This is a genomic window from Pseudoalteromonas sp. MSK9-3 (genome assembly GCF_003590335.1).
Taxonomy (GTDB): Bacteria; Pseudomonadota; Gammaproteobacteria; order Enterobacterales; family Alteromonadaceae; genus Pseudoalteromonas.
Map to the genome: position 1 here is coordinate 1 of NZ_MIET01000009.1, position 13,280 is coordinate 13,280.

Consider the following 13,280-nt stretch of genomic DNA (forward strand, 5'->3'; position numbering starts at 1 on the left):
AATAGAACAAGTTTGGAGTTGGCTCCGTCAGCACTATTTATCCAATCGTACATTTAAGGGTTATGAAGATATTGTTGGGCAAGTTTCAAAAGCATGGAACAAATTCATTTCAGTTCCTGAGAGAGTTAGAAAGATGTGCTTAAGAGATTGGATAAAATTGACTTAATCTTTATGCAGATTGGTATAATAATGTCACGTTGATCAAACTACCACCATATTCACCTGAATTAAATCCAATAGAACAAGTTTGGAGTTGGCTCCGTCAGCACTGTTTATCCAATCGTACATTTAAGGGTTATGAAGATATTGTTGAGCAAGTTTCAAAAGCATGGAACAAATTCATTTCAGTTCCTGAGAGAGTTAGAAAGATGTGCTCAAGAGATTGGATAAAATTGACCTAATCTTTATGCAGATTGGTATTACACTAATTTAAATTATATGGTCACTCAGTTTTCAGCGTATAGATTCTTAGATTTATTAATACCTTTAACCAATGTATTCCAAGCTTTCCTGCGCGAGGAAAGGCTCCTTTCTCTCAGGTATGTGTGGTGATGTTTTGTTAACTCTAAAGGGGCTAATTTTGAAGCCAAACATCGATGGGCTGCAAAAGGGTGTGAATTGGAGAGTGAGGAGAGTTTCAGTTTTTAAGCTCTTAAAAGTGTTCTGAGCTGGTTGTGGAGCTAAAGTTGGGATCAACATAGCCATGAGCAAAGAATTGTATTCTCTTCTTATTCTGAACGTATTGTATCGGTTATATATTTGCTGAGCTATTTTATCAATGGTGAGCGATAAACGCTGCGTTTAAGAAGGGTACGTACTAAAACGCTGTAATTCTGACGCTTTAGTACGTAAGAGCACTTGTTTGAGTTATAAAATATCAGTTAGAAGTATACCTACCCCAAAACGTTGGATGTCGGCATCATAATCAATCAAGCTTTCTCCATATCCGTTGAAGTACTGTGCGTAACCACGCAGTCTACCCCAGATAGGGAATGACCAATCTAACTGTATCGCACCGCGATTATCACTATTGAGATTATTTCGAGTCATAAAACCAAACTCATGTTCTTCATAACGGTATACGCCACTGAATTCAAAGTAACCCATGTATTTGTGAATATCGGGGTTATCGTCACCTTTTGCATCTAAAGGTGTCGGCTTATCATCTTCAGGAAGTCGATACCAAGGCTTAAAACTAAACACAAAGCCATTATTTTCCCATATGAAGTTGGCATATAAGCGATTCCAAGAGCGTGAATTTGGTTGGCTTCTACCATTTGATTGATGCGAAATACCCAGTACCACGGCCATTTCGTCGCCCCACAGTACATTCTCATCATCTAAAAAATTTATCCAGAATAATTCAGGCTCATAATTTGTTTCACGAAAAGGCGAAGAAATATCTTTGTTATAAAACTGCCAATAAGACTGCAAAGTGAAACCCATATAGATGGCTTGGTCGCTATCGGAGAAGTTATTGTAAATGGGGACTTTGAGTGAAAGCTGGTATTTAACTTCAAAGTTATCTAATGGCTCACCAGCTTCTTGGTCAATGTCTTTTAGGCCATCGAAGGGGCGGTTATTCGGACTACTAATATAAGAAACAGGTAAAATATAATTGCGATGATGCGGCGTCAGTACATTGCGGTTTTTTTCACTCACTCGCTCACGCGCAACACGCTTATCTAAAGAGCTGAGCTGTTTGGCTGCATCAAGCTTCGCGCAGCGAGTTCTTAATTGTTCGACCGTTTGGTTTTTATCACCGCCAATAATTTCATTGAGTATACATTGCTTAACGAGATCAATTTCATCCTGATTGTTTGGCGTTTCGGCAAACGCAGTGAATGAAAGCCCTGAAAGTAAAGTGCCAAAAACAAATGAACGCAGTTCCATAGTGTGTTGTTTCGTTGAGTATTATTGAAGCGATAAGTATACACAGCTTTGTGTTAAATGAGGATGAATAACTGATGGGTTATGTAATAGATGAACAGCCGATATACAATGGTTAAGTTAAAAAGGGTGGCGGCAGAAACCGCCATTCCTTAGCAAGCAAAGTGTGCTCTGCTTACTCTCACGCAATATATTACTGAGCTATAACTCAAAGTAGTTGGTAAAGAACTTATACAATTCTGTCCCTTGATTGACACTTGCTGACGCAAAATGCAAGATGGCGATGGCATCTTGATCTAAAGTGATACTGTGTAAAGGTTGCTCTGATAAATAACGTTCCATACGCAAGATATTCGCGATAGTATCGCCCGCTTTTATATGGCTGCCCAGTGCCGCAGTGTATTCAACCATGCCCCCCATTGGCGCATAGTAAGCAAGATAATCTTGCAGCATACAAGCGTAACGGGTCATTTTTTGTGGTTTAAATGGTGAATCTAACACTGCTTCTTTATGGCTTAAATAGCTAAGCAGGCTTACGGCATCTGCTTTTGCTTCGGTTAAATCAATCTTTTCTTGAGAGCCGAGTTCAACCGTAAATGCCTCAACTAACACGGGAACATCTCGCCCTTGCTTTTTATAGGCGTCACTTAATGCCCACCAAGGACAAAAACACGCTTCATCGAGTGCACCATCAAAGTCATTGGGGATGAGCAGTACATGTGGAATATTAAAATAACAGGCGCTTGCCTTTGCATATTCTGGGCAATATAGGTGCTTAGATGAAATTGGCCCAGTGTGTAAATCCAATACAATATCGGCTTCATGAGCCAAGCATTGTAGGTTGAGTGCAATGCGCTTACCTGTATTGATGCTATAGGCTGGTCCATCAAGCAGGGTCTGAGTTGCTTGTACCAACGCAGCGGAGAATTGCTCTTTGATTTCTGTTAAAGGACTATCAAGGTATTCCGCCACAAAGCTATCAACTAATGATAGATGACTATGATACATGCGATTCCAATTGGTACCTGTAATTGGATCAAAGCGCCCCAGAGTAAATTCCCCTGATTTTTGATTACACCCAATTGGGTTGGCGTATGGCACTAATGTAATATCACTGGCTAAGGTTTGATGCTGTAATTGCTCTAATAATTGATAGATTACGGCATTACCTTGCACTTCAGCGCCATGCATATTAGCTTGGATATAAACGCGTGGGCCTGTGCCATCGCCTTTTAAACGATACACAGGGATCGTTAATGGCAGTCCATTTGCTATTTCACCAACTTGAATGTCTTCATGGGTAATCTTGTTCATTTCGAATACTCTATCTTAAATAATCACTGGCATTTTGCATGGCTCGAACTTGGCTCACTTCACCGTGTTCAATTACATATTCCGCAGGTAATTCATGACATAAGAAATACGGCATACTTTCGGTGAAGCCATAGGCGCCGCACTGACTGAAGACTAACCAGTCTTGCTCGTTAACATCACTGGGCAAAGTATGGCGCCCTAAGTGGTCAAGCGCAGTGCACAATGGTCCATGAATTAAATAGCTGTGTGTAATGGCACTGGAGTTGCGCAATAGTGTGCATGGGAACGCCTGGGTAGTTACAGCTGGACGCAATAGATGATTGATACCACCTGATACGATAAGTTGATGCTCATTGTAGTTTTGTTTTTGTTCTACGACAGGGTTAGCATAATGACCAAACTCGCCTACAGCATATCGTCCAAGTTCCATCCATAACTCAGTGACACCGGCTGACGCTTTAATTTGCGCAAGTGCATCAATTAATGCTGACCAAGTTAATTGGTCGTCGTTTTCAGAATAAGGGATCCCTAAGCCACCGCCTAAGTCTAATATTTCTAATGTAAAGCCTAGGTCTTCAGCCAGTGCCTTAAGTGGCGGCACCATTTGTGTCCACAGCTGTGCTAGTTTTTCTGTACACAGCATGTTGCCCCATTGGAAAATATGTAGGCCAACAAAATTAAGTGCTGGGTATGTATCTAATTGTAGTGATTGCCACTGCTCAGTGCCTAAACCAAACGGCGTTAAGCTATCACCACCGAGTGGGTTTTTTTCACCTTCAGGCCAACGTAATTGTACTCTAAGTAAAATACGTAGTTGGATATCGTGCTCTGTTGCTGCCTCATTGAGCCACTGAACTTGATTGTGGCTTTCTGCCACAAAGGTACGTACCCCTTGTGACAGAAAGTGCTGGATCTGCCTTTTTGATTTGGCAGGACCCGTATTGAGCACTCGGCTTGCATCGATGTCTTGACGTAAAACTTGATCAAGTTCACCGCTACTGGCCACATCGAAATCAAACCCTGCTTTATCTATGGTTTGGATCACCTTCGATAAAGGATTCGCTTTAACTGCATACCATAACTTTACAACAGATTGCTCTGTGAGTGGTTTTAGGTGTGACAGTAAGCCATCTAAGTCATAAACAAAAAACGGGGTATGCTCTTGTTCGGTTAACTCAGTAATCGTTTGACGCAATGGTGTGCTCAAAAAAGACATTATCGTAATACCTCTTCTAACTCTAGAGACGCGTCGCTTTGTTCATCACGATATTTTACGATAAGCGCACATGACATGCTTAAGCCTTGCTCACGGCCCCATTCACTTGATGACGGGCGAGAACCAGGAATAACAATGGCATTTTCTGGAATGGCTTCACCTTTGTCTAATTGACGTTCGTTGATACAGTCATAGACAGGAATGGTTGCTGATAAACGTACGCCAGGTGCAAGTACAGCGCCTTTTTTCACAACAACGCCTTCAACGATAACGCAGCCAGCACCGATGAATGCGTCGTCTTCAATAACAACTGGGCTTGCGCCAATTGGCTCAAGCACGCCACCTAGTTGCACCGCGGCACTTAAATGAACATTTTTACCAACTTGTGCGCATGAACCAACCAATGCATGGCTATCGACCATAGTCCCTTCACCAATGTAAGCACCGATATTCACATAAGCTGGTGGCATGATGATAGTACCAGAAGCGACGTGTGCACCGCGACGAACACTGCTGCCGCCTGGCACCATACGTACACCAGCATCAGCGGCAAACCCCTGTGGTGCAAGGTTATGCTTATCAACAAAACCACCCGGGAATTCCGTGTTGTTGCCGTTTTTAAAGGCTTCTAAGATCCCTTGCTTTACTTCGATGTTAGCATGCCAATTGCCTTGCTCGTCTTGCGTTGCAGCACGCACAGTGCCATTTTCTAAATTGTTTAGTAGTTCTAACCAGCTCATAATAACTGCCTTAATTCCAAGATAAAATTGTGGTGTTTGCACTGTTAATTGCCTGAGTACAAGGCAGCTCCAAGTGCGTTAAAGGGGGGCGTAAATTCGGCGTATTGAGTTTGCCTTGTGCATGCATCAGTACTTTAACCGGTATAGGGTTAGCGACTGCAAATAGGCTATCAACCGCATCGGTCCAAGTAGTAAACAGGTTTGGGAAAGTCCCTGCCAGTGAACGACGCACAAACTCAGCCGTTTGTTGGGGCCATGCATTGGCTGCGACAGAAACAAGGCCCGCTGCGCCTGCTTGTGCAAAATAAGGCATTAAGCCATCATCACCGCTATAAATAGCCAATTGTGGCGCGGCTTTACGGAATGCTTCAAATACGGCAATGTCACCACTGGCTTCTTTCAGCGCCCATAAATTAGTGTGGTGCGTTAGGTTTTGGAGTACTTGAGGGTCAATAGCAATTGCGCTGCGACCTGGGACGTTATAGAGCATACACGGCAGATCTGAGGCGCTAAGTAATGCATCAAACCAGTGAGTTTGTCCAACGATACCTGGCTTTGCATAAAGTGGAGAGCCGAGTAAAAAGGCATGAATTGGCTGAGTGTTACAAAACTCGACCCACGCGATTTGTTCTTGCAAATTGGCGCCACCGACAGCGACCATCAAGGGGACGTTTAGGTTTAGAGCACAGACATACTTTACAATGTGTTGATGCTCTTCTGTTGTAAGCGCAAGACCTTCACCTGTGCTACCAAGGAGCAGAATGCCATTGTTTGCTTGTGCTTGTTCACACACCAAAGTGCGTAATATGTCATAGTCAACTTGATTATTCGCGTCAAAAGGCGTAACCAAAGCTGTCCATAAGGGATAGTTGGATAAATCGTATTGTGATTTCATCTCTACCGAACTTATATCTTGTTCGGAGTTAAGGAAGGAGCCCAAACTTCGAACAGTTAAAATTCGAAGAGCAATGGACTTAAAAATGACAAGGCAAGTGGCCTTATTATTTTAAGACCAGAAGCTCTCCACCAAACTTACTTGCTTCGTTAATTCACAAAGCAATTGGTGACAGTCGCTGGGATTCAACCCAGTCGCCCGAAATAGTGACCAAACAAATAATCACTGTTTCTCGGCGTTACTTCCCCTCACTGCATGTCATTGGAGTTTGCTCTCCTCAATACAGTTACCTGAATAACGCACCTCTTCCAGCCCTAGACCAGGGTCATACACAGGGGTATAACACTGGCCCTCAAATAGGGTGAGCACGCATTGAAACATTTTAGCCATCTAGGTGTCAAGTGAACCTACGTGAGTTTTATATTTTTTACACTACACTTATAGACAACAAAATAGGTGGTCTAGATGCGTCAAATTATTAAATCGATGCGCAGCCGATATGTTATTGCAGTACTAGTTATGGCTATCTTAGTAACATTGGCAGCGGCAGCAATGCAATTTCTGCTTGAACAAAAACAACAAGATGCAGAGCTGATAAACCGGGCGGGTATGCAACGTATGCTATCGCAAAAAATTGCGTTGGATATTAATCAGGTCGTGTTATTTCAACAAGAAGGAAAATCAACGCAATCACTGATAGCTGAATTAGATAAAAGTGTGGTGTCATTCTTAATGAATCATCAATTTATTTTGCGTGAAAAATCGGGCGAATATGAGTTTTTAACGACAGGTTTAACCATGCTCTATTTTACCTCCCCAGTGTATTTAGATAAGCGAAGTAAAGATTTTATAGCTCTGTATGAACAAGGTGAGTTTAATACAGAGATTGCCTATACAATAGCGAGTGATGCACAAACATTGCTACTACACCTAGACCAAGCAGTGAAGCTTTTTGAGCAAGCCGCGAATCGAAAAGTGGAATTAACTCGCACGTTTGAATTTGTGTTTTGGGTGAGTGCAATCGTTTTACTTTGGCTCGAAGTTGTTTATATATTTCAACCAATGGAAAGACAAGTAAAGCGAGTTATTGACTCTTTAGAACAACAAAAGCAAGAGACGCAGCACGCGTTGGCAATGAAAACACATTTTTTAGCACGTGCAAGTCATGAATTAAGAACTCCATTGCAAGCGATATTAGGCTTTTTAAATTTGTATCGCCAAGACGGTAAAAAAGAGCAATTGTTACAAGTTGAAGTATCTGCGAAACAGTTAGTCAATCAATTAAATGCAATTCAGGAGTTCAGTCGCTGGGAGAAAGGGGACATTCCTGTCAGTGTTATCCCGGATGAAATGACCAAAACCTTACTGCAAGCTATTTCACCTTATCAACTTGAAGCAAAAAGCAAAGGTGTGAATTTAGTGACGGAATTTGGGTTTGATAAATCGTTAAATGTAGCCTGTGACCATGACCACTTGGCTTGGGTTATTGGTCAGCTTATCGATAATGCAGTTAAATTTACTGAACAAGGTTCAGTGATATTAAAGGCCTGTTTAGATGATAGTCATTCAACTCTATTAGTAACGATTGAAGACACAGGGTGTGGCTTTAGTGGAACATCCCCTTTCTCGACCAATGTGAGTGACACTCATTATCAAGGATTGCAGTTGGGGTTAGTGCGTTGTAAATGGTTGTTGGATGCAATGGGAGGGGGGATTCAGTTTGAAAAAGGGCAAAAATCAGGAACTTCAGTCCATGTAAAACTACCTATTTACATGGTAGAAACGTCGCCTGAACAACGTGTTACCGAGAAAAAAATTACAGGGCTACTCGTTGAAGATAATCCACTCAATGCACAAATTATTACTAAGGTACTACAGGGGTTTTCTATCGCAGTTAATCATGTAGAGCATGGGCTTGCTGCAATAGATGACTTAAGTACAAATCGCTATGATGTTATTTTTATGGATTTAAATATGCCGATTATGGATGGTTTTCAAGCCATTGAACACATACGTAACTCTTTAAACTTAAAAGAGCCCATCATTGTAGTGACTGCTAATAGTGAGGCACAAGAACTAGAGCGTGCTAAAGCGCTAGGTGCGAATACTATGGTTCTAAAACCATTGGACGAAAAGTCAGTACGCACAGCGCTTGAGCAGGTAGGGTTAATTTAATGACGAACTTGAATGTTGCCAACGCCGACCTCAACCTCAATATTATGGCTGCCCTGACCCGTGTAATGTGTTTCTGAACGGGTTGTTTTTTTATGCTGCGTTGCTGTATTTATCAGGCCTTTGACGCTGGTAGTGCCAACTCCAGACTCGAGGGATATAGACTTAAAATCCGCCTCGTTAGTATCAATGCTCACTTTGCCTACCCCGACCTCAATATCTGCCGAATTGGCGAGTTCTGAAATTTTCACATTACCAACGCCCACTTCTATGTCTAATTGCATAGAGCTGGGAACTTTAACTTGCCAATATTGTTTTAAATCTTTTTCAGTAATTTTAAGTGACAGAGTGTCGCTTTTAGTGTGGTGATCAAGCGTTATTTCATCAAGGTTTACGTTACTATTAAACCAGCTGTCATTTTGTTGTACTTCTAATCGGATTGACACTTCAATCTTATCACCATCGTAGCTTGTCATGTCTAAGCGCCCAACAGGAAAGTCAATCTCAAGTTGCTGGTTACTATGTGCAGCAAAACTCTGTTTAATCGTATGGCTTTCGTTTGCCAATACATTGAGAGATAAGCTTGCAGCAGCGGCAGTCAAAAGTAAAAATCTTTTCATAATATGCATCCTTATTGAGGGTGTTATATCTATTTGACGCAGGCAATTCAGTAATGGTTTAAACAAGTTGAAAAATAATCTTTTGCTTGAACTGCCCCCTAAAAAGTATCGCTATACGCAGCCTTCTTAGAGGGGGATGCGTTACAGCATTTTGTTAACCGTAAATCCTTGTTGTTGAAGTTGGATAAGTAAACCGTGCTTTTCTGGTAAGTGGAGGGCTCCCACCGCAATAAATAAAGGCTGCTTTACAAGCTGGCTACTTAGTTGCTTTATCCAGTTATTGTTACGTTCTATAAGCATCACTTTTTCACTAAATTGACCGTACTCACTGTCATCAAAACTCAATTTATAATATTGACTTAAGGCGGCCATATCGCCTTTTTTCCAGGCATGAATTAAATCGAGGAAGTGATGCTCTATATCACCCATTTGTTTAAATGTTTCCGTCAACATGTGATCGCCGTGTGTGCTGAGGTGGTTGAACATAGTTAACTGTTGCTCTAGGGTCTCTAGTTCAATAATTGGCATTGCTTTATTTTGCGCATAGTTGATCACTTGTTTATCAATACCAAAATCATCTTTGAATCCTAATTTTTGATATTCCATTTGTAATATCGTGACCATAACCGCCCAAGGTGCAAATTGGCTAAATAGGTCAATGCTAATGTTTTTCTTGGCTAAGTAGTCTGTAAGTCGTGTGTAATTATGAGAGCTGATCTGGTTTTTTAGACTCTTGGGTGGCGTTAAAAGCATAAAAGGGCTAGAGCGACGCTGAATCTCACTGGGACTTAGTGCGTTGATATTTACTTCTACGACTAGCGCGCTGGTGGCGTCTATGGCTGATATGATCCGTGGGCTTAACCCTGCCATTGAGTGATCGCCAACATGCACAGTCCCCAGTAGGTAAGATGTGACCCCAGCTTTTTCTACCTTATAGAGCGCGGGCGCTGCGTACCCTAATCGGCTAAATAGTGACAAGCACAAGATGAGGCAAAGAGCACTCAGCTGAGTAATAGATTTTGGCATGGTTATCCTTAATAATTGATAGCTGATAAACATCATAATCAATCTATTAGGCAAATCATAAAAATTTCATATGATTTTTTCGTTGAATGAAAAGTGTTGTAAATAAAATATGAACACTTTAAAAACGAAAGGAAAGATAAAATTAAGGTTTATTTATTCTTTTATTTGATGTTATTGAATATATATATCTTTTATTGGTTTTTTTAGTGCTTTTAAAGCATTGTTTTTATGGTTGACTTACATTGTACTTCGGGTTACTAATAGAAAAAGAGCAAGGCACGCTGTGAATAAGCGCGCACTTACAAGCAATAATTTAATTTGGTGATACTGAATATGTTAACAACAGCACTAACTCTAGTCGTGATTATCAACGTGGTGATTATTATTACCGCGGGGGCGAGTTAGTGCTTTAAAAAGTATCAACGAGAAGCCCCCCGCACTGAAAAGTTCGGGGGGCTTCTTGGTTTTAGGGTTAAATTTTTAGAAATCATTAAAAAGATTGGGAATGGGGAACACGATGACAGGCGCACAATTACTTATCGACTTACTTGCCAAACATGGCGTTCAAGAAGTCTTTGGTTATCCAGGCGGCGCGATTATGCCGATCTACGATGCACTCTACGGTGCGCCTGTAAAACATTATTTGACTCGTCATGAGCAAGGGGCTGGGTTTGCAGCCGTGGGGTATGCGCGCAGTACTGGCAAACTTGGCGTTTGTTTTGCAACTTCAGGCCCTGGCGCGACAAATCTAGTGACTTCACTTGCCGATGCCATGATGGATTCGGTGCCTTTGCTCGCGATAACTGGGCAGGTGCCCACTGCCGCTATTGGCTCTGATGCGTTTCAAGAAGTTGATGTTTTGGGGATGTCTCTGTCATGCACGAAACACAGTTACATGGTTGAACGTGCTGAAGATTTGGCAGAAATTCTACAAGAAGCGATGCACTTGGCTCTGTCTGGTAGACCAGGACCTGTATTGGTTGATATCCCTAAAGACATTCAGTTGGCACAAGCCCCTTTTAAACCTTGGTTGGCAAGAGAAGAGTCTTTTCCTGAGCTATTAAGCTGCGAAGTGCAAACAGCAGAAGCGTTATTGTCTGAAGCTCAGCGTCCTGTGGCTTATGTCGGCGGGGGCGTACAAAGTGCGGATGCGCAAGCTGAATTGATGCAATTTTTAAACAAAACTCATATGCCAGCTGTTTCAACATTAAAGGCATTGGGGAGCGTGTTACCTGAGTACGAATATGACTTGGGAATGTTGGGTATGCACGGTGGGCAAGCAGCAAATATTGCAGTACAAGAGTGTGATTTACTGGTGTGTATTGGCGCACGGTTTGATGACCGAGTGACGGGTAATTTAGCTAAGTTTGCAGCAAAAGCGAAGGTGATACATTTAGACATAGACCCTGCGGAAGTCGGAAAGCGTAAGCCTGCGGCAGCGTCATTAATTGCCGATTTAAAAACATCTATTCCAGCATTGGGTTGCTTTGTTACTAACGCACAGTGGTTAAACACCGTCATGGAGCTAAAAACAACACATGCGTGGCGGTATGATTACCCGGGTGAAAAAGTATTTGCCCCATATTTATTAAAAGAACTCAGTAGAAAAATGCCTCGTGATGGCGTGGTGTGCTGCGATGTTGGTCAACATCAAATGTGGGTTGCACAGCATATGAAGTTTACGCATCCGAGTAATCACCTCAGCAGTGGTGGTGCTGGAACAATGGGGTTTGGTTTGCCTGCAGCCATAGGTGCACAAATCGCACGGCCACAGAACATGGTCATAACGGTTTCTGGCGACGGTTCAATCATGATGAATATTCAAGAACTGGCTACGATTCGCCGTAACAATTTACCCGTAAAAATAGTGATACTAGATAATCAACGCCTTGGCATGGTACGTCAATGGCAGCAGTTATTTTTTGACGGGCGTTATAGCGAGACAAACTTATCTGATAACCCTGATTTTGTGCAGTTGGCCGCGGTGTTTGGTATACCGGGTCAAACAATTACTCATGCAAACGAAGTTGATGATGCTATTGATGCATTAGTGAATTCTACAGGGCCTTATATTATTCATGCCTGTATAGATGACAAAGAAAACGTTTGGCCTTTGGTACCACCTGGGGCCGCAAATGATGAAATGATGACGGAGAAAGCGCAATGAAACACCAATTAACAGTGGCAGTTAAAAACCAAAGTATCGCCGTTGAGCGCTTTTTAAGAGTGGCGCGTCATCGTGGATTTCATTTAACCCAATTAGAGTTGGAGGGCCACGACGATTTGTTTCACGTCAAAATGACGGTAGACAGTGACAAGCCTATCTATCTATTAACGACACAACTGAGTAAGCTGGTTGAGGTGCAACAGGTTAATTTGCACACACGACAGCAACAGGCTATTTAAACCTAATTATTAAGAAAAGAACAAGGTATTACAAATGACTAAAACTTCGGAATTAATTTGGCACAACGGCGAGATGATCCCTTACGAGCAAGCAACGACTCATGTACTTAGCCATGCATTACATTATGGCAGCTCTGTGTTCGAAGGGATACGCGCCTATGATACGCCAAATGGCCCGGCAATCTTTCGTTTAACGGATCATATTCAGCGTTTATACGACTCAGCAAAAATTTACCGCATGGAGATCCCATTCACTCCAGAGCAAATTATTCAGGCATGTAAAGATGCTGTGCGTGAAAATGGCTTTAAAGATGCCTACATTCGTCCATTTGCATTTTTAGGTAATGTAGGGCTGGGTTTAAACCCGAAATCACACCTTGCTGATGTGACGGTTGCCGCAATGCAGTGGGGTGCCTATTTAGGTGATGACAGTTTAGCTGAGGGCGTTGATGTATGTATTTCTTCTTGGAATCGTTTAGCACCAAATACCATGCCGACGGCAGCAAAAGCAGGTGGTAACTATTTGTCTTCACAGCTTATTTCTGGTGAAGCAAAGCGCAATGGGTATGTTGAAGGGATCGCGCTAGATGTTAATGGGTGCTTAAGTGAAGGTGCCGGAGAAAATCTATTCGTTATCAAAAAAGGGGTACTTTACACACCGCCGACAACTGCGTGTATTTTACCGGGTTTGACGCGTGACACCATTATGGAGCTTGCTCGTGCTAGAGGATATGAAGTACGAGAAGAATCAATTGCGCGTGAAGCACTCTATTTAGCAGATGAGTTCTTTATGACGGGCACCGCTGCTGAGGTTGTTCCGGTTCGCAGTGTAGACCAAATCCAAGTGGGAGATGGGAAGCGAGGCCCTATTACTGAAGAGCTACAAAAGGCGTATTTTGATTTAGTGAAAGGGCAAGCTGACGATAATAATGGTTGGTTAGAGTACGTCAATCAGGCATAGAACATAGGGAGCCACAATCAGGTGGCTTTTTTGGGAATGA

At 42.2% G+C, this 13,280-nt stretch carries 11 protein-coding genes, 1 pseudogene and 1 riboswitch; of the genes and pseudogenes, 5 read left to right on the forward strand and 7 right to left on the reverse strand.

All coding sequences use genetic code 11. The features are described from left to right. Positions 1-173: 173 nt before the first annotated feature. A pseudogene (locus BGP78_RS02145) lies at positions 174-401 on the forward strand (transposase); the annotation flags it as partial. A gap of 466 nt (positions 402-867) precedes the next feature. Here the strand turns inward: BGP78_RS02145 and BGP78_RS02150 are convergent. The 5 genes from BGP78_RS02150 to dapA form a co-directional block, all read right to left on the reverse strand. Beyond that, a complete protein-coding gene (locus tag BGP78_RS02150) occupies positions 868-1,893 on the reverse strand; it encodes a phospholipase A (RefSeq protein ID WP_119859866.1) in 1,026 nt (341 codons plus the stop codon). A gap of 198 nt (positions 1,894-2,091) precedes the next feature. After that, positions 2,092-3,204, reverse strand: a complete 1,113-nt coding sequence (locus BGP78_RS02155; RefSeq protein ID WP_119859867.1) for a succinylglutamate desuccinylase/aspartoacylase family protein — start codon at positions 3,202-3,204, stop codon at positions 2,092-2,094. Positions 3,205-3,214: 10 nt separating this feature from the next. Then, positions 3,215-4,420, reverse strand: a complete 1,206-nt coding sequence (locus BGP78_RS02160) for a PLP-dependent decarboxylase (RefSeq protein WP_119859868.1) — start codon at positions 4,418-4,420, stop codon at positions 3,215-3,217. Next, positions 4,420-5,160 carry a 2,3,4,5-tetrahydropyridine-2,6-dicarboxylate N-succinyltransferase gene (locus BGP78_RS02165; protein ID WP_010367060.1) on the reverse strand — a complete coding sequence of 247 codons (741 nt, stop codon included), beginning with the start codon at positions 5,158-5,160 and terminating at the stop codon, positions 4,420-4,422. Before BGP78_RS02165 ends, BGP78_RS02160 begins: the two co-directional genes overlap by 1 nt. Before the next feature lie 10 nt (positions 5,161-5,170). Continuing rightward, entirely contained in the window at positions 5,171-6,055 is an 885-nt protein-coding gene (dapA, locus tag BGP78_RS02170) for a 4-hydroxy-tetrahydrodipicolinate synthase (RefSeq protein ID WP_119859869.1), read from the reverse strand. A 113-nt stretch (positions 6,056-6,168) separates the two neighbouring features. Further along, positions 6,169-6,371: riboswitch (Lysine riboswitch) on the reverse strand. Positions 6,372-6,520: 149 nt separating this feature from the next. On the opposite strand from dapA, the gene BGP78_RS02175 reads away from it, so the two are divergent. Beyond that, entirely contained in the window at positions 6,521-8,230 is a 1,710-nt protein-coding gene (locus BGP78_RS02175; RefSeq protein ID WP_119859870.1) for a response regulator, read from the forward strand. Here the strand turns inward: BGP78_RS02175 and BGP78_RS02180 are convergent. Both BGP78_RS02180 and BGP78_RS02185 read right to left on the reverse strand, forming a co-directional pair. Beyond that, positions 8,227-8,847 carry a hypothetical protein gene (locus BGP78_RS02180; RefSeq protein ID WP_119859871.1) on the reverse strand — a complete coding sequence of 207 codons (621 nt, stop codon included), beginning with the start codon at positions 8,845-8,847 and terminating at the stop codon, positions 8,227-8,229. The two genes, BGP78_RS02175 and BGP78_RS02180, sit on opposite strands and share 4 nt — an antisense overlap. Before the next feature lie 141 nt (positions 8,848-8,988). After that, positions 8,989-9,873 (reverse strand): TraB/GumN family protein, encoded by an 885-nt coding sequence (locus BGP78_RS02185; RefSeq protein ID WP_119859872.1) that lies wholly within the window; start codon positions 9,871-9,873, stop codon positions 8,989-8,991. Between the two features lie 517 nt (positions 9,874-10,390). Here BGP78_RS02185 and ilvG point away from each other — a divergent pair. Genes ilvG through BGP78_RS02200 form a run of 3 tightly spaced genes read left to right on the forward strand, consistent with a single transcriptional unit; the run spans position 10,391 to position 13,240 of the window. After that, positions 10,391-12,040, forward strand: a complete 1,650-nt coding sequence (ilvG, locus tag BGP78_RS02190) for an acetolactate synthase 2 catalytic subunit (protein WP_119859873.1) — start codon at positions 10,391-10,393, stop codon at positions 12,038-12,040. After that, entirely contained in the window at positions 12,037-12,279 is a 243-nt protein-coding gene (gene ilvM / locus BGP78_RS02195; RefSeq protein WP_119859874.1) for an acetolactate synthase 2 small subunit, read from the forward strand. The genes ilvG and ilvM overlap by 4 nt, the downstream gene beginning before the upstream one ends. 34 nt (positions 12,280-12,313) lie before the next feature. Further along, on the forward strand, positions 12,314-13,240 hold the full coding sequence (locus BGP78_RS02200) for a branched-chain amino acid transaminase (RefSeq protein WP_119859875.1): 927 nt from the start codon (positions 12,314-12,316) through the stop codon (positions 13,238-13,240). Positions 13,241-13,280 lie beyond the last annotated feature (40 nt).

Excerpts from the sequence above, each read along its gene's own strand:
- BGP78_RS02150 (WP_119859866.1), bottom strand. The coding sequence starts at position 1,893 with ATGGAACTGCGTTCATTTGTTTTTGGCACTTTACTTTCAGGGCTTTCA.
- BGP78_RS02155 (WP_119859867.1), bottom strand. The coding sequence starts at position 3,204 with ATGAACAAGATTACCCATGAAGACATTCAAGTTGGTGAAATAGCAAAT.
- BGP78_RS02160 (WP_119859868.1), bottom strand. The coding sequence starts at position 4,420 with ATGTCTTTTTTGAGCACACCATTGCGTCAAACGATTACTGAGTTAACC.
- BGP78_RS02165 (WP_010367060.1), bottom strand. The coding sequence starts at position 5,160 with ATGAGCTGGTTAGAACTACTAAACAATTTAGAAAATGGCACTGTGCGT.
- dapA (WP_119859869.1), bottom strand. The coding sequence starts at position 6,055 with ATGAAATCACAATACGATTTATCCAACTATCCCTTATGGACAGCTTTG.
- BGP78_RS02175 (WP_119859870.1), top strand. The coding sequence starts at position 6,521 with ATGCGTCAAATTATTAAATCGATGCGCAGCCGATATGTTATTGCAGTA.
- BGP78_RS02180 (WP_119859871.1), bottom strand. The coding sequence starts at position 8,847 with ATGAAAAGATTTTTACTTTTGACTGCCGCTGCTGCAAGCTTATCTCTC.
- BGP78_RS02185 (WP_119859872.1), bottom strand. The coding sequence starts at position 9,873 with ATGCCAAAATCTATTACTCAGCTGAGTGCTCTTTGCCTCATCTTGTGC.
- ilvG (WP_119859873.1), top strand. The coding sequence starts at position 10,391 with ATGACAGGCGCACAATTACTTATCGACTTACTTGCCAAACATGGCGTT.
- ilvM (WP_119859874.1), top strand. The coding sequence starts at position 12,037 with ATGAAACACCAATTAACAGTGGCAGTTAAAAACCAAAGTATCGCCGTT.
- BGP78_RS02200 (WP_119859875.1), top strand. The coding sequence starts at position 12,314 with ATGACTAAAACTTCGGAATTAATTTGGCACAACGGCGAGATGATCCCT.